The sequence below is a fragment of the Kitasatospora sp. NPDC048365 genome (assembly GCF_043200835.1).
Taxonomy (GTDB): Bacteria; Actinomycetota; Actinomycetes; order Streptomycetales; family Streptomycetaceae; genus Kitasatospora; species Kitasatospora terrestris.
This window is the reverse complement of record NZ_JBICYJ010000007.1, coordinates 88,412-105,465: the sequence shown is the minus strand read 5'-3', so window position 1 is coordinate 105,465 and position 17,054 is coordinate 88,412. Positions and strand designations below refer to the sequence as shown.

Sequence of the window (17,054 nt, the reverse complement as noted above, 5' to 3'; positions counted from 1 at the left end):
GTCCCCGCGGCGGTGCCCGACAAGGAAAGCCTCGGACGGATGACCAGCTGTCCGGGGCCCGCCGCGTCCGCCGACCCACTCACCGGCCCTCCGTACGATGACCGGTACGGGCCGCGACCCCGCGGCCCGGCACCGCCGGAGAGGGACGACCGCACCATGCCGCACCGCGCCGACACCGCGCCCGAGGACACCGTGCCCGACGACGCCGTGCTCGACGACCCGGTCGGCGCCTCGCTGCGCGGTCACCACGCCCACCTCGCCCGCCGCTCCGGCCGCGCGCTCGGCTACCTGCCGGAGGTGGCGACCTTCTGCGCCGTCACCGGCGAACCGGATCCGGCCGCGTGGGCGGACCTCGCGCGGCTGCTCGGCCCCGGCGGGTTCGCCGACCTGTTCAGCAGCCCGGCGACGCCGCCGGCCGACTGGGCGCCGGTGTTCGTCCTGGAGGGCCGACAGCTGGTCCACCCGGGCGCGGCACTCGCCGAGGAGCCGGCCGGCGTGGTCGAGCTCGGCGCGGACGACGTGCCCGAGATGCTGGACCTGGTCGCCCGCGCCCAGCCGGGCCCGTTCCGCCCGCGCACCCGGGAGCTCGGTCGCTACCTCGGTGTCCGCGAACACGGCACCCTGGTCGCGATGGCCGGCGAGCGCCTCCGCCCGCCCGGCTGGACCGAGATCAGCGCCGTCTGCACCGCCCCCGAGGCCCGTGGCCGCGGCCACGCCGCCCGGCTGGTGAACGCCCTCGTCGCCCGCATCACCACCCGCGGCAAGCGGCCGTTCCTGCACGTCGCCGAGTCCAACACCGCGGCCCTCGCCCTCTACGAGCGCCTCGGCTTCGAGACCCGCACCCCGGTCGCCTTCCGCGGCTTCCGCGTCCCGTGACCGCGGTCGCGGTCACGGTCGTGGTCGCCGGCGGCCCGTCCGGGACAGCTATCGCGAGGCGTCCACCGGGTCCGGCTCACCGAGGTCGGCCGACCGCTCCTCCTCGTGGCCGTCGCCCTCGATGTCGATGTGCGGGAGCAGGCGGTCGAGCCACCGGGGGATCCACCAGTTGCCGTCGCCGAGCAGGACCATGGTGGACGGGACGAGCAGGCCGCGGACCACGGTGGCGTCGAGGGCGACGGCGGTGGCGAGGCCGATGCCGAACATCTTGACCACCGGGTCGTCCGAGAGCAGGTAGCTCAGGAAGACCGCGACCATGATCAGGGCCGCCGAGCTGATGATCCGTCCGGTGCCGGAGAGACCCGCGACCACCGCCCGGCGGTTGTCGCGTCCGTGCAGGTAGTTCTCGCGCACCGCGCTGAGCAGGAACACCTCGTAGTCCATCGACAGGCCGAACAGCACCGCGAACATCAGCAGCGGCACGTACCCGGGGATCGGCACCGCCCCGTCCAGCCCGATCGTCCGCGCGCCCCAGCCGTGCTGGAAGACGGCGGTGAGCACGCCGTACGCGGCGGCGACCGAGACCAGGTTCATCACCGCGGCCTTCAGCGCGACCAGCGGTGAGCGGAAGGCGAGCAGCAGGAGCAGTCCGGCGACGGTCAGCACGAATCCGACCACCAGCGGCATCCGCTGCGCGATCCGCGCGTTGAGGTCGGCCTGGGCGGCCGGGGCGCCGCCGACGTGCACGCTCTGCCCGGTGCCGGCGGTGGCGGCGGGGAGGACGTCGCCGCGCAGCCGGTGGACGAGCGCGGTGGTGGCCGGGTCGGCGGGGCCGGTGGTGGGCGTGAGCTGCCAGCGGACGGTGACGCCGTCGGCGGCGACGGCGGGGCGGCTGACCGAGGCGACACCCTCGGCGCGTCCGAGTGCGGCGGCGACGGCGGTGAGCCGCTGGTCGGCGGCGCCGTTCCGGGCGGGGGTGGGCAGCACGTCGACGATCTGCAGCGGCCCGTTGGAGCCTGGGCCGAACGCGGCGGCCATCTGCCCGTACGCGGTGCGGCTCATGCTGCCGGCCGGCTTGCTGCCGGCGTCCAGCTGGCCGAGGTGCAGGTCGACCGCGGGGGCGGCCAGGGCGCCGAGCAGGGCGAGGCCGGCCAGCAGCAGCGGCCAGGGACGGGCGGCGACGAGTTCGGCGACGCGTCCCCAGCCGTGCGGCTTCGCGTCCGGGGCGGGGGTGGCACGCCGCGGGGTGAGCTTCGTGCCGAGCAGGACGAGGACGGCGGGCAGCAGGGTGAGGTTGACGCCGAGGGCGACCACCACGGCGACGGCCGGGGCGAGCGCCAGCGCGTACAGCAGGGGGATGCCGCCGAGGGCGAGTCCGGCGAGGGCCGCGATCACGGCGCTGCCGGCGAAGGCCACGGACTTGCCGGAGCCGGCGGTGGTGCGCACGGCGGCGTCCTCGACGCCGACGCCGGCGGCCCGCAGGTCGCGGAAGCGGGTCAGGCCGAAGAGGGTGTAGTCGATGCCGACGCCGAGACCGATCATCGCGGCGATGGTCTCGCCGGCCTCGGGCATGTCCATCAGGTGGCCGACGAGTCCGAGCACCGGCAGGGCGATGCCGAGGCCGACCACGCCGGCGAGCAGCGGGAGGCCGGCGGCGACCGGGCTGCCGAGGGTGACGGCCAGGATCAGCAGGGCGGCGGCCAGGCCGATCAGTTCGCTGCGGCCGGTGCTGCCCTTGTCGACGGCGGCGGCGAGGAAGCCGCCGGGGGTGACCTCGATGCCGGTGGCGGTGGCCGGTGCGGTGGCGGCGAGGACGGCGTGGGTGATCTCGGAGGTGACGTCCCGTCCGGTGACGTCGAGTTCGACGGACAGGTAGGCGGTGCGGCCGTCGGCGCTCATCGCCCCGGCGCCGGCCGGGTCGTAGGGCGTGGTGACGGCGGTGACGTGCGGCACCGCGGCGACGGCCGCGGCGGCGGCGCGGACGGCGGCCGTCCGGTCGGCGGCGGTGAGCGGCGGGGTGCCGTCGGCGGTGTGCAGCAGGACCGGCTGCTTGCCGGAGGCCGAGTCGGTGAACGCCCGGTCGGTGATGTCCCGCGCGGCCTGGCTGTCGCTGCCGGGGATCGAGACCGCCTCGCTGGTGACGCGTCCGAACAGGACGACCGCGGCGACCGCCGCGGCCAGCAGCAGGAGCCAGGACGCGACCACGCGCTTGGGTCTGCGGGCGCACCAACGCCCGACACCGGTGAACATCTGCGGCGGACCGCCTCTCGTACGTCGACGGGGGCGTACGGGCCCCCGCCGAAACTCATTGCACTCTCAGTGCAACGCGTACACTTGCACTCGCGGTGCAACAAAGTCAACGCGAGGACGGAAGGGACCGAGGTGAAGCGCAGCGAGACCGGTGCAGGGGGCCCGTCCGGCACCGACGGGCGCACGGAACGCGGCCGGCAGACCCGCGAGAAGATCGCCGAGGCGGTCCTCTCGCTGCTCGACGAGGGCCAGGCGCTCTTCCCCGCCGACAAGGTCGCCGAGCGGGCGGGCGTCTCCCGCCGGCTGGTGTTCCACCACTTCGCCGACATGGCCGAGCTCGCCGAGGTCGCCGTCAACCGGCGGATGGCGCAACTCCTCGCCCAGGTCAGGCCGATCCCCGTCGACGCGCCGCTCGCCGAACGGATCGCCGCCGTCGCCGAGCAGCGCGCCCGCATCCTGGAGGGCGTCACCCCCGCCCGGCTCGCCGTCCTGCGGCTGGAGAACCCGACCGCGCCGGTCGTCGAAGGCGTCCGGCAGATGCTCGAACTCGCCCGCCGCCGCCTCACCGAGATCTTCGCCGCCGAACTCGACCCGCTGCCCGAAGCCGCCCGCACCGACCTGCTCAACGGGCTCGACGCGGTCACCACCTGGAGCGCCTGGCACCACTGGCGCACCAGCGGCCTGACGCCGGACCAGGCCCGGCACACCATGGCCGTCACCGTCCACGCCCTGCTCGCGTCCGCCGACGCGACGCCGCGCGGCTGACCGCACACGCGGGCGCCCCGGACCTCCCCCAGCGGAGGCGGTCCGGGGCGCCCTGGCGCGGATCAGCGGATCAGCGGATCAGAGGCCGAGCGCCGCCGCCACCCGGTCCGCCATCGCGGCCTCGCCCAGCGCGTTCGGGTGCACGGGCACGAAGTTGGTGCCGAACAGCACCGGCTCCACCCACCGGGTGCCGACCGGCCGGCAGGCGTCGTGCCCGTCCGAGGCCGCCGAGACGTCCACGTACGTCGCGCCGGTGTCGGCCGCGGCGCGCTTCACCGCCGCGTTCAGGTGCGTCTGCAGGTCGCGCAGGTACGGGATGTCGCCCGAGGCGATCGGCATCTTCGCGAAGCAGCCCGGCACCGCCTCGCTCGGCACGATCCACGGGTACCCGACGATCGCCACCCGCGCGTTCGGCGCCTTCGCCCGCACCGCCGCCAGCGCGGCCCGCAGCGCCGGGTAGGTGGTGTTGTCGACGGTGTCCACGAAGCTGGAGCCGTACAGGCTCTGGCACGGGTGGCCGAAGCCCAGGGTCACCGCGCCCGCCGAGCCGCAGGCCAGGATCGCGCTGACGAAGGTGTTGCTGTCGTTGCCGCCGATCGTCATGGTCACCAGGTCGGTGCCCGCACTCAGCGCGTCCAACTGCGGCCCGACGCCCGGGTACTGGGAACCCGCGAAGTCCTTCGTCTGGGCGCCGCCGCAGGTCACGTCGGCGAGGTTCAGCCCCGCCCGGGCGGCCAGCACGTGCGGGTAGTTCGCGCTGGACCGGGCGCAGACCAGCGCCGCGGACGGGTCGAGCGGCAGCACACCGGAACCGGCACTGTAGCTGTCGCCCAGGGCGACGTAGTCGACGGTCGCGGCGGCCTGCGCCTGGACGGGGAGGGTGAGGCCGACACCGGCGAGGGTGGCGGCGGCGACGGCGGTCGCCGCGAGGCGGCGCGCGCGAGCACGTAGGGACATGCGGGGTCTCCTTGCAACCAGGGGTGGGGGGCGTGCCAAAGAGAGGCCCGGGCCGTTGGGGGGCGGCCCGGCCGTGTTTCCGCGAAGTTACTCGCCGGGAAGTTACCCACTGGTCAGGGCCGGGTCAATGACCCGCGCGCCATCTGTCACACGCCCGGCCGACACGCCCACCACGCCATTCACCGATCCGGCCCCGCCGGCTCCCCGTCGAGGTACTCGTTCAAGAGGTCGGTGACAAGCTGCCTGGCAGCGGCGTCCGCACAAGATCTTGAGACCCCGAGCAGCCCATGGCAGGCTCATGCCGCATGATCGATGAATTCGCGAAGGACAACCTGCACGGGAGACTGCGGCGGGACCGCGAGGCACTGCTCTGGAAGCTCGACGGCCTGTCCGAATACGACGTCCGCCGACCGTTGACAGCGACCGGAACCAACCTCCTCGGCCTGGTCAAACACGTGGCCACCGTCGAGGCCTGGTACTTCGGCGAGGTCTTCGACCGCCCTTCCCCGGAACCGCTGCGCCGGTGGCAGGACTCCGACGGCAGCGATCTGTGGGCGACCGAGGACGAGACCCGCGACCAGATCATCGGGTTCTACCGGCGCACGTGGGAACACTCGGACGCGACGATCAACGAGCTTCCCCTCGACGCCCCCGGCCACGTGCCGTGGTGGCCGGAGCCGTATCCCAACACGAACCTGTTCGCCGTCATGGTCCATGTCCTCAGCGAGTCCGTCCGGCATGCCGGGCACGCCGACATCCTGCGCGAGGGCCTCGACGGCCGGACCGGGTTGCGCGCCGAACACGAGAAGCAGATCGACGAGGAAGCCCGTGCAGCCTACTGCGCGAAGATCGAGCAGGCCGCCAGGTCGGCCGCCCCAAAGGTCGACTCACCCTCGAGCAGCCCCGCGAACGGGTAGGGCTGACGCCCCGTTCTTCACCGCCCAGGGGCTCACCGACGAGGCCGTGGCGCTGCGCCTGGGCGTCTCCGTCCGCACCACCCGCCGGATCACCGCCAAGCCGATGGAGCGCCTCGGCGCCAAGAGCCGCTTCCAGGCGGGCCTGCGCGTCGGCGAACTCGGCCTGCTCCGGCTGCTCCGACGCACGGCGTGCCCCGGGCCCGAGCCCCGAGCCCGATGGCCGAATGTGACAGAAGCTGGTCATTGCGGACGGACGCGGTCGGCGGAAGGATCGACGCATGCCCGCACCGCACACCGTCGTGATCGCCGCCTTCCCCGGCGTCGAACTCCTGGAAGTCACCGGCCCGGCCGAGGTGTTCTCCGTCGCCTCCCGCCTGGTCGGCGACACCGGCGCCGCCTACCGGGTCGAGATCGCCGCCCCGCGGGCCGGCATCCTCGACACGGCCGCCGGGGTGCGGCTGGTCGCCGACCGGGCGCTCGCCGAGGTCCCGCCGGGCCCGGACACGCTGCTGGTCGCGGGCGCCATCACCGCCGGCGCCGACGGGTACGCGGCCGCGGTCGACCCCGAGGTGGTCGGCTGGCTCGGCGGCGCGGCACCCGCCGCGCGGCGGGTCGGCGGCGTCTGCGCCGGCGTCCACCTGCTGGCGGCGGCCGGCCTGCTCGGCGGCCTGCCCGCCACCACCCACTGGCTCACCGCCGCCCAACTCGCCGACCGGCACCCGGAGATCGCCGTCGACGCCGACCCGATCTTCATCCGGGCCGGACGGATCTGGACCTGCGCCGGCGTCACCGCCGCCCTCGACCTGGCGCTCGCCATGGTCGCCGAGGACCACGGCCCCGAGGTCGCCCTGGCCACCGCCCGCGCCATGGTCATGTACGTCAAACGGCCGGGCGGGCAGACCCAGTTCAGCGTCCCGCTGTCGCTCCAGGCGAGCGACGACGACCGGATCGACGCGCTGCGCCGCTGGATCGACGCCCACCTCGCCGAACGCATCACCGTCGAGCAACTGGCCGCACACACCAACCTCAGCGTCCGGCACTTCGCCCGCGTCTTCCGGCAGCGCACCGGCCGCACCCCCGCCGACTACCTGGAGGCAGTCCGGGTCGAGGCGGCGCGGCGACTGCTGGAGGAGTCCGCCCGCACGCTGCCCGACATCGCCGCCGCGAGCGGCCTCGGCTCGATCGAAACCCTCCACCGCGCCTTCCGCCGCCGCGTCGGCACCGGACCCGCCGAATACCGCCGCCGCTTCCACCACCGCCCCACCGGCTGACCCCACCGGCTGACCCCGCCGGCCGGCCCACGCGGTGGCCCTGCCGACCGTCCCCGCCACCGCCCCGCGCGTCGGACCCGCCCGCCTTCCCCGCTCCCGCCCCGCGCGGGAGCGCGACCGACCATGCCCTCAACCCCCGAACAGGAGCACCCCCGTTGTCCCGCACCAAGGTCGTCCCGATCCCCGTCCTCGGCCGCCACGCCGTCAACGCCTACCTGCTGCTCGGCCGGCACCCCGTGGTCGTCGACTCCGGCACCCCCGGCAGCGCCCGCCGGATCACCGAACAGCTCGCCTCGCACGGCGTCGACCCGCAGGACGTCCGCCTGATCGTCCTCACCCACGGGCACATCGACCACTTCGGCTCCGCCGCCGAGCTGCGCCGCCTCACCGGCGCACCGATCGCCGCGCACGCCGCCGACCTCGGCCCGTACCGCACCGGGCGGGTCCGCGAGCCGTACCTGCCGACCGGGCCGATGGGCCGGGCGATGGCCCGCGACCGCCGGCTGCACGCGGAGGTGGAGTCCTTCGAGCCGGACCTGCTGCTGCGTGCGGGCACCACCGACCTCGCGGAGTTCGGCGTCGAGGGCCGGATCCACCCGACCCCGGGTCACACCGCCGGGTCGGTCTCCGTGCTCACCGACGACGGCGACCTGGTGGCCGGCGACCTGATCGCCAACTCCTTCATGGGCCTGATCCCGGGCCGCCCCGCCAACCCGCCGTTCCACGACGACCCGCTCGCCAACCTGGCCAGCCTCCGCGCCATGCTGGACCTCGGCCCGACCCGCCTGCACGTCGGCCACGGCACCCCGCTCGACGCCGCCCGCGTCACCCGCTGGGCCACCGCCGAGCACCGCCGCCTCACCCGCCGCGCCGCCCGCGGCCGGCTCCGCACCCGCGCCGCCATCGCCACGGACGACGGGCTGCCGTCCACCATCGGTTGATCATGGGACACCTGGAGACCGAACTCGCCCGGCACCGGTGGAAGCGCCTGCTGCAGCACCGGGCTGTGCGACGAGGAGTTCGCTCCGCCCTGAAGAAGAGCGTCAGTCGGCCGGCTTCTCCCAGACCGAGACGTGGCGGACGCTGTCCGCGGTGAACGGCTCGCGGGTCCAGCCGGACCAGCGGTCGCGCAGCCGCAGGCCGGCGAGTCGGGCCATCAGGTCGAGTTCGGCGGGCCAGACGTAGCGGAACGGGATCGAGCTGACCTCGCCGCGGCCGTCCTCGGTGACGGTGATGTAGTGGCAGGTGGCGTCCTGGGTGACGGTGTCGTAGACGGTGTACGCCCAGCCGGTCGGTCCGGTCTCGAAGGGGACGATGTTCTGCCCGGCCGGGATCTTCCGCAGTTCCGGGACGATCACCTCCACCACGAAGCAGCCGCCGGGCGCCAGGTGCTCGGCGGCGTTGTGGAAGCAGTCGACCTGCTCGTCCTGGGTGGTGACGTTCATGATGGTGTTGAACACCAGGTAGACCAGCGAGAACGGCCCGTCCGCCGCCGTGTCGACCTTGGTGGTGGCGAAGTCGCCGATCGAGACGCCGATCTCCCCGCCACCCGGCTTGGCCCGCAGGCGGGCAGCCATCGCCCGGGAGAGGTCGATGCCGTGCACCGGGACGCCGCGCCGGGCGAGCGGCAGGGCGATCCGGCCGGTGCCGATGCCCAGTTCCAGCGCGCGGCCGCCGGCCGCCAGGTCGGCGAGCAGGTCGACGGTCCGGGCGATGGTGTCGGGTTGGAACTCGGCACCGGTGGACTCGTCGTAGTGCTCCGCCACGCGTGCGTCGAAGTGTCCGTCGTCAGAGCTCATCGGGCGAACCTACCGCCGCGGGCGCGGCGGCCGCCGGGAATTCCCTCGGCGCGGCAGGGTGGCCCTCCGCCGTCCCTCCCGGGGCGAAGCGGACCGCGGCGAGGCGTTCGCGGGAGGCCGCGTCGGCCAGGACGACGGACGCCGTGCCGGGCAGCGCGTCCGCGCCGCGCCGGTCGAGGGCGGTGAGCAGCCGGCCGAGGCCGCGGACGTGCCGTCGGAAGACCCGGCCGCCGGTGGTGCGGTTGCGGGCGTGCTGGCCGGCGAGGGCGTCGGCCGGGGTGACGGCGAGCAGGACGACGTGCAGCTCGCGGCCGTGCCGGCGGGCCCAGCGGGCGAGGCAGCGGCGCATCCACCACCGGGTCCCGCAGTCGTGCACCAGCAGCGGCCCGGGGCGGCGGAACGCGGCCCGGGTGCGCAGGAAGTGCAGGGTGCGGACGTACGGCCGGTACGCGGCGTAGGGGATCCGGCGGGGCATCCGGGCCTCGCAGGCGGTCCGGGTGCGCCGGGGGTCGATCACCTCGGCCTGCGGCGACCAGCGGCGCAGCAGGGTGCTCTTGCCGCTGCCGGGCAGGCCGCAGACGACCACGACGGCGTCGGTGCCGTACGTCGGCAGGAGCGGTGGGCCGGGGCGGCCGCGCAGGTCGACCAGGCCGCGGGGGTGGACCGGGCCGCGCAGGTCGACCAGGCCGCGGGGGTGGACCGGGCCGCGCAGGTCGACCGGGCCGCGGGGGGCGGTTCCGGACGGTACGCCGCTGCTGTCCTCCATCCCGCACTCCCCGCGCTGATCTTCCTCGCCGACCCCGGCGACTCTACAGTCTCGTAGAAGCATGCCCCGCCCAGGTCTCTGCCACCGGTGCGGCTACTCCTCGGCGAGCAGGCGGACGGCGGTCTCCCGCATCTCGACCTTGCGGATCTTGCCGGTGACGGTCATCGGGAACTCCTCGACGACGTGCACGTAGCGCGGGATCTTGAAGTGGGCGAGCCGGCCCTCGCAGTACGTGCGGACGGCTTCGGCGGTGAGGGGCTCGGCGCCTTCGCGCATCCGGACCCAGGCCATCAGCTCCTCGCCGTACTTGGCGTCGGGCACGCCGATCACCTGGACGTCGAGCACGTCGGGGTGGGTGTGCAGGAACTCCTCGATCTCGCGGGGGTAGAGGTTCTCGCCGCCGCGGATCACCATGTCCTTGATCCGGCCGGTGATGGAGAGGTAGCCGTCCTGGTCCATCACGGCGAGGTCGCCGGTGTGCATCCAGCGGGCGGCGTCGACCGCCTCGGCGGTCTTCTCCGGCTCGCCCCAGTAGCCGAGCATCACGGAGTAGCCGCGGGTGCAGAGTTCGCCGGGTTCGCCGCGCGGGACGGTGCGGCCGGTGGCGGGGTCGACGACCTTGACCTCCAGGTGGGGTCCGACCCGGCCGACGGTGGAGACGCGGCGTTCGATCGAGTCGTCGGCGCGGGTCTGGGTGGAGACCGGGGAGGTCTCGGTCATGCCGTAGCAGATGGAGACCTCGGTCATGCCCATCCGTTCGATGACCTGCTTCATCACCTCGACGGGGCAGGGCGAGCCGGCCATGATGCCGGTGCGCAGGCTGCCGAGGTCGTAGGAGTCGAAGTCGGGGACGGCGAGCTCGGCGATGAACATGGTGGGCACGCCGTACAGCGAGGTGCAGGATTCGGCGGCGACCGCGGCGAGGGTGGCGGCCGGGTCGAAGGCGGGGGCGGGGATGACGGCGCAGGCGCCGTGGGAGGTGGCGGCGAGGTTGCCCATCACCATGCCGAAGCAGTGGTAGAAGGGCACGGGGATGCAGATCCGGTCCTGCTCGGTGTAGCCGCACAGTTCCCCGACGAAGTAGCCGTTGTTGAGGATGTTGTGGTGCGAGAGGGTGGCGCCCTTGGGGAAGCCGGTGGTGCCGGAGGTGTACTGGATGTTGATCGGGTCGTCCGGCGCGAGGGCGCTCTGCCGTTCGGCGAGCGCCGCCGGGTCGGCGTGCCGTCCGGTCTCCAGCAGGCCGTCCCAGCCGTCGGAGCCGATCAGCACGACCTTCTGCAGCTCCGCGCAGCGCGGCCGGACCTCCTCGATCATGGCGGCGTAGTCGGAGGTCTTGAACCGCTCCGCCGCGACCAGCAGCCGGATGCCCGCCTGGTTGAGCACGTACTCCAGCTCGTGCGAGCGGTACGCGGGGTTGACGGTGACCAGGACGGCGCCGATCTTGGCGGTGGCGTACTGGGTGAGCGTCCACTCGGCGCAGTTGGGGGCCCAGATCCCGACCCGGTCGCCGCGGTCGATGCCGAGGTCGAGCAGGCCGAGGGCGAGGGCGTCGACGTCCGCGACGAGCTGCCGGTAGGTCCAGCGGCGTCCGGTGGCGCACTCGACGAGCGCGTCCCGGTCGGGGTGGGTCCGGGCGGCGCGGTCGAGGTTCTCGCCGATGGTGTCGCCGAGCAGCGGGACGTCCGCGGTGCCCGACGCGTAGCTGCGGGTGGCCGGCTGGGTGGTCACGGTGGTCCTCCGGGGGTGGGGGCGGACAGGTCCGGTGCGCCCCATGATCCAGGCCGCCGCGCCGCCGGGCCACCCCCGAACGGGGGTGCCGTCAGGGCTGGTGGCCGCCGGCGGGTGCGGGCAGCACGGGTGCGGCGGGGGCGGGGCCGAGGGTGGTGGTGCCGGGGGCGGCGCGGTGGCCGAGGCCGGTGCGGTAGACGTCGAGGGCGAGTTCGGTGCGGCCGGTGCGGCGGTAGAGGTCGCCGAGCAGCCGGCACAGGTCGGCGAGGTCGCCGGCCGCCCCGGCGCGCTCCAGCAGGGACAGTGCACGGACCCAGTGCTCCTCGGCGGCGGCGCTGTCGCCGGCGTCCTCGGCGAGCAGGCCGAGCAGCCGGTGGGCGCCGGCGGCGTGGACGGCGCCGCGCTCGGAGCCGATCGCGTCCAGCAGCGTGGTCAGCAGCCCGGCTGCCTCGGCCGGGCGGCCCGTCCGCCGTAGTACGTCGGCGAGTTCGACGTCGATCTGGTGGGTGAAGAGTTCGGCGCGGCGGGTGGCGAGCATGGCGCGGGCGGTGCGCAGTTCCGCCTCGGCGCTCGGCAGGTCGTCGGCCTGGGCGTGGACGTAGCCGCGCATCCAGTGGCACTTGGCGAGGTCACCGGTGAGCCGCAGGCGCTGGTACAGCTCCTGGGCCTTGGCGAGCGAGCGGTCCACCTCGGCGGTGCGGCCCTCGGCGATCAGGGTGCGGGCGACGCTGCGGTGCAGGTGCGCGACGAGGGCGGGGTCGGTGGCGTCGGGGGCGAGGGCGAGGGCGAGTTCGGCGGCCTGGGCGGCGCGGGCGTGGGCGCCCATGTCCATGTAGGGGCCGATGACGGCGGAGTAGAGCAGCAGCAGGGCGTCGGGGTCGTGCAGTCCGGCGGCCCCGAGCTGGTCGATGGCGGTCTCCAGCAGGTAGCAGGAGTACCGGAGTTCGCCGGCCAGCAGGTGGGTGACGGCGCGGCCGCGGACGGCGGCGGCGCGGGCCGGGAGCGGCTGGTCGGCGAGCAGGCGTTCGGCCTGTTCGAAGTGGTCGCGGGCCCGGTCGAGGCGGCCCGCTTCGAGGGCGCATTCGCCGAGGCCGAGCAGGGCGGCGGGGCGGAGTGCGGTGAGCTCCTCGCGTTCGGCGTGCTCCAGCACCTCGGCGAAGCGGCGTGCGGCCAGCTCCACGTCACCGGTGGCGAGTTCGGCCTGGGCCTCGGCGAGGGTGAGGCGCAGCCGGGCGGCGAGGTGGGCGGGGCGGCCGGTGGCGAGTTCGTCGGTGTCGACGCCGAGGCGGGCGGCGAGGTGCTTGAGCGCGGCGTCGGAGGGGCGGGCCCGGCCGGCTTCGAGGGTGGAGACGTAGGCGGCGGTGTAGGCCGGTTCGGCGAGCGCACGCTGGGTCAGTCCCTTGGCGTGGCGCAGTCGTTGGAGCCGTCGTCCGAACTCGTCGGGTCCGTGGTCCTCGGTCATGGTGTGCCGCTCCCCTCGTCGGTGTCCGCGCGCCGGGTCCATTGTCGGGGACGCGACGATGGCCTACATTAACCGCGCACGTAAGTCTGATTATCCCTCAACTTAACTCCGCACGGGAGGTCCCAGCGTGCACATCCGCAGACTCACCACCCTGGCCGTGGCCGCCGCCACCGCCCTCGCGGCCGGCTGTCTCGTCCAGCCCGCCACCGCCGCCCCGGCCGCTCCCCCGGCGCCGGACACCACCAGATCCGTCGAGGCCTTCGGCGCGGACGGCTCCATCTCCCGCGCCCGGGTGCCCGCCGCCTCCCCGCACACCGCCGCCGCTCCCACCTCCCCCGCCGCGCGCGGCCTCGCCGCCGACGGCACCGTCACCCCGGTCGTCCAGAACGGCTCCCCCGCGAACAAGCTGGACGTGGTGGTGATCGGCGACGGCTACACCGCCGGCGAGCAGGGCAGGTTCCTCACCGACGCCGCCACCAAGTGGCAGGAGATCTCGGCCGTCGAGCCGTACGCCACCTACCGAGGCCTGTTCAACGTCTGGGCCGTGCAGGCGGTCTCCACCGACTCCGGCGTCTCCGGCGACCCCGACCGGGCGACCACCCGGCGCACCGCCCTCGGCTCGTACTTCTGGTGCGGCGACGTCGAGCGGCTGCTGTGCGTGGACACCGACGCGGTCGACCGCTACGCCGCCCTCGCCCCGCAGGCCGACCTGGTGCTGGTGGTCGCCAACAGCACCAAGTACGGCGGCGCCGGCTACAACGACGTGGTCTCGCCGCTCGGCTACTCTGGCATAGCCACCGTCGCGGGCGGCAACAGCCTCTCCGGGCAGATCGCCGTGCACGAGACCGGCCACTCGCTCGGCCACCTCGCCGACGAGTACTCCTACGCCGACCAGGGCACCTACCACGGCACCGAACCCGCCGAGGCCAACATCAGCACCCTGACCGCCGACCGGATGCGCCGCGCCCGCACCAAGTGGTACCGCTGGCTCGGCCAGACCTCCCCCGACGGCGGCACCGTCGGCGCCTACCTCGGCGGCGGCTACTACCCGGCCGGGCTGTACCGGCCCACCGACAACTCGATCATGCGGTCGCTCGGCCGCCAGTTCAACCTGCCCGGCCGCGAGGCGATGATCGCCGGGTTCTACCGCTACGCCACCACCCTGGCCAGCACCACCCCGACCGGCGCCGCGCTCGGCCCCGCCGACCGGATCACCGTGCAGCTCCCGGTCGCCGGCACCCGGCTGCGCTGGTACCTGGACGGCCGCGAACTCACCGCCCTGCGCGACCGCACCGACCTCGACCTGGCCGGCCTCCACCTCACCGGCCCCAGGGGCAGCGTCCACCGGCTCACCGCCCGTGCCACCGACCCCACCCCCGCCGTGATCGACCCCGAGCTGCTGCCTTCCCTCACCGACACCCTCAGCTGGCAGATCACCCGCTGAGCCCTCCCCCACGGCCTGCCCCGGGGGTGGCATGATCGTCCGGACGCCACGCCCCGGAGCAGCCCGATGACCTTCGCACCGCCCGCACCGCCCGCCTTCGCCGACTGCACGCCCCGCGAGAAGGCCGCCAGGCTCGTCACCGACGCCCTGGCCCCGGCCAACCTGGTGGTGGCCCTCCTCCTGCTGGTCGCCTGGCACAGCACCCGCTCCTGGGCGGGCCTCGGCTGGGGCCTGCTGGCGGCGCTGTTCTGCGGCGCCGTCCCGATCGCCCTGGTCAGGCTCGGCGTGCGGCGCGGCGACCTCACCGACACCCACATCCGGGTCCGCCGCCAGCGCCTGGTCCCGATGGCGCTCAGCCTGCTCTCCGTCCTCGCCGGCATCGCCCTGCTGTACGCGCTGCGCGCACCCGCCGACGTCACCGCGCTGGTGGTGGCGATGCTGGTCGGGCTGGCCGCCACCCTGGCGGTCACCGTCGGCTGGCAGATCTCCGTCCACAACTCCGTGGCCGGTGGCACCGTGATGATCCTGCTGCTGGTCCTCGGCCCCTGGGCGCTGGTCACCGCGCCCGGCGCCGCCGCGATCGGCTGGTCCCGCCTCGTCCTGCGGGCCCACACCGCCGCCCAGGTCCTCGCCGGCACCGCCCTCGGCGGCGCCGCGGCCCTGACCTTCGCCCTCCTGCGCTGACAGCCGCTCGGCGACGGCTACGGGGTGTCGGCGGTCCAGCGGGCGACCCGGTCCCCGCCGGTGGTGAGCCAGGTCCCGTCGCCGAGGGCGAGGGGGTCGGGGCCCGGGCCGACCGGGTAGGCGAGTTCGGTGCGGAGGGCGAGGGTCCGCGCGTCGAGCAGGAAGTGGCGGGAGGTCTCGGCGAAGTCGTGCTCGGCGACCGCGGCGATGACGGCGGTGTCGGAGAGGAAGCCGGGGCGGTTGACGAAGCGGTCGTCGCCCGCGCCGGGGATGTCCGCGATCGCGATCGACGCGGTGACCTGCCACGTTCCGTCCCCGGTGAGGGCGTGGAGCTGGAGGCGGGTGCCGGCCCGTTCGACCGTGATCAGGCGGTCGCCGGCGGCGTTGGTCCCGGCGAGGAGTTCGTCGGGCCGGGTGGCAGGGGTGACGTCGAGCTTCCCGCCGGTGCAGGTCACGGTGTAGGAGAGGGCGTCCTCCTGGCCCTGGCCGGCCGACAGCAGCAGCGCCCCTGCGGCCGTGGGCCGGCCGTCGAAGGCGTAGGTCGCCGACGCCGCGGTGAGGGCGACACGGTCGAGCACCTCCCCGCTCGCCGCGTCGACGGCGATGCACAGGTCTCCGTCGTAGGAGCCGTCCCGGTTCACCGGGCCGGGGACGGTGGCCAGCACGTACCGCCCGTCGGGGCTCGCGGCGCACGCCCCGTCGCCGGACCCGCCGCTGCTCCACGCCTCGTGCTCCACGGTCCACAGCCGCCGGCCGGTGGTGTCGACGGCCGCCAGTGCCTCCTCCCCGGAGACGAACAGGACCGTCGCGTCGGCGTTCGGGCCGGCGTAGCCGTGCTCGGCGAACGGCGCGGGGAAGACGACGCCTCCCTCGCAGACACCGTCGGCCCGGGCGAGGACCCGGTGGGCGACGATGCGCTCGCCGTCGCGGGTGACGATCCACGCCGCCTCGGCTCCGGGCTGCCATCCGTCGGGCCATCCGAGGGCGTCCTCCGTCCCGGGGACGGTGGCGCCGGCGGTCCGGCGTGCGGGGGTGGTCACCGGTCCGTCTCTCCTTGGCGTGTGACGGTACGACACCCAGTGTCCCACCGGGTGGGCCGCAGCCGGACGGGGTTCGGCCGCGGCACGCCGGGATTCAGGGGAGCCAGGTGAACAGGCGGCGGTGTGTTCCGCGTTCGCGGGGGAAGTACCACTCCCCGTCGCCGACCGTGCGGCCGCCGCTGCCCCGGATGAGGGGCGCGCAGTGGTCGGTGCACACGGTGCGCGAGGCACCGCCCTGGAGCGGCCGCCAGGCCGAGTCCTTCTGGTGGCGGCGGGCGAGGAACGCCAGCAGGTTCTGCTCGGCGTGGCCGGCGAAGTCGTCGGTCTTCGGCGAGTACTCGGAGGCCGGCAGCGGGATCAGGCCGAGCTTCTTCGCGTGGACCTGCTGCGCCGTGGTCAGGGGGCTGGAGCTGGTGCACGGCCCGAGCGGCGGTGACCGCGCGGTCCGGGGACGTCCCTGGCCGAGGACCTTGCCGGCCACGGTGCCGCCGCTCTCTCGGTCGACCACCCCGGTGACGCCGCGGCGGTCGAGTTCCCGGGCGCCCGACCGTACCGGGACGCCGTACGGTCCGCAGGTTCTTCGTACGCCACCTGGCCGGCCGCTGATCCGAGAGCACCGGTGAGGCCCCGGGCCTTCAGCTCGGGTCGTCGTAGGCGGTGCGGGCGGCGTGCACCTCGTCCATGTGGTCCTCCGCCCAGCCCTTGATCGCGCACATGACCGGCAACAGCGAGCGGCCGAGCGCGGTCAGTTCGTACTCCACGCGGACCGGGACGGCGGGGATCACCGTCCGCGTGACCAGTCCGTCCCGCTCCAGGTGCCGCAAAGTCTGCGTGAGCATCTTCTGGCTCACGCTCGCCAGTTTGCGTTGGAGGTCGCTGTACCGCTGCGGCCCGTCGGCGAGCGCGTTGACAGCGAGGCTGACCCACTTGTCGGCGATGCGGTCCAGCAGCTGCCGGGCGGGGCACTCGGCGAGGTAGGCGTCGTAGGCGGTGCTCGCCTCGGCTCGGCGCTGGGCGGCGGTGCGGGTGGACATGGCTCTCCTTCCGGTGCCGTAGGCACCTCGAAGTGCGTACTTCCTGATGGAGAGTAGCCGT

General features: G+C 74.6%; 16 protein-coding genes. 7 read left to right on the top strand and 9 right to left on the bottom strand.

Going from position 1 to position 17,054, the window contains the following annotated elements; genetic code table 11:
- Positions 1-156: 156 nt before the first annotated feature.
- Entirely contained in the window at positions 157-876 is a 720-nt protein-coding gene (locus ACGFX4_RS09575; protein WP_393071432.1) for a GNAT family N-acetyltransferase, read from the top strand.
- A 48-nt stretch (positions 877-924) separates the two neighbouring features.
- Here the strand turns inward: ACGFX4_RS09575 and ACGFX4_RS09570 are convergent, their stop codons facing one another.
- Entirely contained in the window at positions 925-3,081 is a 2,157-nt protein-coding gene (locus ACGFX4_RS09570) for an MMPL family transporter (RefSeq protein WP_393071431.1), read from the bottom strand.
- Between the two features lie 177 nt (positions 3,082-3,258).
- Between ACGFX4_RS09570 and ACGFX4_RS09565 the strand changes: the two genes are divergently transcribed.
- Positions 3,259-3,891, top strand: coding sequence for a TetR/AcrR family transcriptional regulator (locus ACGFX4_RS09565; RefSeq protein ID WP_393071430.1), 633 nt, complete (start codon positions 3,259-3,261; stop codon positions 3,889-3,891).
- Positions 3,892-3,969: 78 nt separating this feature from the next.
- On the opposite strand, the gene ACGFX4_RS09560 is transcribed toward ACGFX4_RS09565, so the two are convergent.
- The gene (locus ACGFX4_RS09560) at positions 3,970-4,848 is read right to left on the bottom strand and encodes an SGNH/GDSL hydrolase family protein (protein WP_393071429.1); all 879 of its coding nucleotides are present in this window, start codon (positions 4,846-4,848) and stop codon (positions 3,970-3,972) included.
- A gap of 305 nt (positions 4,849-5,153) precedes the next feature.
- Here ACGFX4_RS09560 and ACGFX4_RS09555 point away from each other — a divergent pair, with 305 nt between their 5' ends.
- The 3 genes from ACGFX4_RS09555 to ACGFX4_RS09545 all read left to right on the top strand — a co-directional run bounded on the left by ACGFX4_RS09555 (position 5,154) and on the right by ACGFX4_RS09545 (position 7,977).
- Positions 5,154-5,765 carry a DinB family protein gene (locus ACGFX4_RS09555; protein ID WP_393071428.1) on the top strand — a complete coding sequence of 204 codons (612 nt, stop codon included), beginning with the start codon at positions 5,154-5,156 and terminating at the stop codon, positions 5,763-5,765.
- A 278-nt stretch (positions 5,766-6,043) separates the two neighbouring features.
- Positions 6,044-7,036 (top strand): GlxA family transcriptional regulator, encoded by a 993-nt coding sequence (locus tag ACGFX4_RS09550; RefSeq protein WP_393071427.1) that lies wholly within the window; start codon positions 6,044-6,046, stop codon positions 7,034-7,036.
- A 155-nt stretch (positions 7,037-7,191) separates the two neighbouring features.
- A complete protein-coding gene (locus ACGFX4_RS09545; RefSeq protein ID WP_393071426.1) occupies positions 7,192-7,977 on the top strand; it encodes an MBL fold metallo-hydrolase in 786 nt (261 codons plus the stop codon).
- Positions 7,978-8,079: 102 nt separating this feature from the next.
- Here the strand turns inward: ACGFX4_RS09545 and ACGFX4_RS09540 are convergent, their stop codons facing one another.
- From ACGFX4_RS09540 to ACGFX4_RS09525, 4 genes are all read right to left on the bottom strand, one after another.
- Positions 8,080-8,835, bottom strand: a complete 756-nt coding sequence (locus ACGFX4_RS09540) for a class I SAM-dependent DNA methyltransferase (protein ID WP_393071425.1) — start codon at positions 8,833-8,835, stop codon at positions 8,080-8,082.
- Entirely contained in the window at positions 8,825-9,601 is a 777-nt protein-coding gene (locus ACGFX4_RS09535) for an AAA family ATPase (RefSeq protein WP_393071424.1), read from the bottom strand. The genes ACGFX4_RS09540 and ACGFX4_RS09535 overlap by 11 nt, the downstream gene beginning before the upstream one ends.
- A 93-nt stretch (positions 9,602-9,694) precedes the next feature.
- Positions 9,695-11,374, bottom strand: coding sequence for an AMP-binding protein (locus ACGFX4_RS09530; protein WP_393071423.1), 1,680 nt, complete (start codon positions 11,372-11,374; stop codon positions 9,695-9,697).
- A gap of 46 nt (positions 11,375-11,420) precedes the next feature.
- Positions 11,421-12,791 (bottom strand): helix-turn-helix domain-containing protein, encoded by a 1,371-nt coding sequence (locus ACGFX4_RS09525; protein WP_393071422.1) that lies wholly within the window; start codon positions 12,789-12,791, stop codon positions 11,421-11,423.
- 127 nt (positions 12,792-12,918) lie between these two features.
- On the opposite strand from ACGFX4_RS09525, the gene ACGFX4_RS09520 reads away from it, so the two are divergent.
- Together ACGFX4_RS09520 and ACGFX4_RS09515 are read left to right on the top strand one after the other, a co-directional pair.
- Complete coding sequence (locus tag ACGFX4_RS09520) at positions 12,919-14,235, top strand: M64 family metallopeptidase (RefSeq protein ID WP_393071421.1); 1,317 nt, start codon at positions 12,919-12,921, stop codon at positions 14,233-14,235.
- A gap of 66 nt (positions 14,236-14,301) precedes the next feature.
- Positions 14,302-14,919, top strand: a complete 618-nt coding sequence (locus ACGFX4_RS09515; protein ID WP_393071420.1) for a hypothetical protein — start codon at positions 14,302-14,304, stop codon at positions 14,917-14,919.
- Positions 14,920-14,936: 17 nt separating this feature from the next.
- On the opposite strand, the gene ACGFX4_RS09510 is transcribed toward ACGFX4_RS09515, so the two are convergent.
- From ACGFX4_RS09510 to ACGFX4_RS09500, 3 genes are all read right to left on the bottom strand, one after another.
- On the bottom strand, positions 14,937-15,959 hold the full coding sequence (locus ACGFX4_RS09510; RefSeq protein ID WP_393071419.1) for a PQQ-binding-like beta-propeller repeat protein: 1,023 nt from the start codon (positions 15,957-15,959) through the stop codon (positions 14,937-14,939).
- A 94-nt stretch (positions 15,960-16,053) separates the two neighbouring features.
- A complete protein-coding gene (locus ACGFX4_RS09505; RefSeq protein ID WP_393071418.1) occupies positions 16,054-16,467 on the bottom strand; it encodes a hypothetical protein in 414 nt (137 codons plus the stop codon).
- Positions 16,468-16,594: 127 nt separating this feature from the next.
- Entirely contained in the window at positions 16,595-16,993 is a 399-nt protein-coding gene (locus tag ACGFX4_RS09500; protein ID WP_393071417.1) for a winged helix-turn-helix transcriptional regulator, read from the bottom strand.
- Between the last annotated feature and the right edge of the window lie 61 nt (positions 16,994-17,054).

Coding starts and splice junctions, on each gene's coding strand:
- ACGFX4_RS09525 (WP_393071422.1), bottom strand. CDS start 12,791: ATGACCGAGGACCACGGACCCGACGAGTTCGGACGACGGCTCCAACGA.
- ACGFX4_RS09530 (WP_393071423.1), bottom strand. CDS start 11,374: ATGGGGCGCACCGGACCTGTCCGCCCCCACCCCCGGAGGACCACCGTG.
- ACGFX4_RS09515 (WP_393071420.1), top strand. CDS start 14,302: ATGACCTTCGCACCGCCCGCACCGCCCGCCTTCGCCGACTGCACGCCC.
- ACGFX4_RS09500 (WP_393071417.1), bottom strand. CDS start 16,993: ATGTCCACCCGCACCGCCGCCCAGCGCCGAGCCGAGGCGAGCACCGCC.
- ACGFX4_RS09560 (WP_393071429.1), bottom strand. CDS start 4,848: ATGTCCCTACGTGCTCGCGCGCGCCGCCTCGCGGCGACCGCCGTCGCC.
- ACGFX4_RS09535 (WP_393071424.1), bottom strand. CDS start 9,601: ATGGAGGACAGCAGCGGCGTACCGTCCGGAACCGCCCCCCGCGGCCCG.
- ACGFX4_RS09555 (WP_393071428.1), top strand. CDS start 5,154: ATGATCGATGAATTCGCGAAGGACAACCTGCACGGGAGACTGCGGCGG.
- ACGFX4_RS09575 (WP_393071432.1), top strand. CDS start 157: ATGCCGCACCGCGCCGACACCGCGCCCGAGGACACCGTGCCCGACGAC.
- ACGFX4_RS09550 (WP_393071427.1), top strand. CDS start 6,044: ATGCCCGCACCGCACACCGTCGTGATCGCCGCCTTCCCCGGCGTCGAA.
- ACGFX4_RS09540 (WP_393071425.1), bottom strand. CDS start 8,835: ATGAGCTCTGACGACGGACACTTCGACGCACGCGTGGCGGAGCACTAC.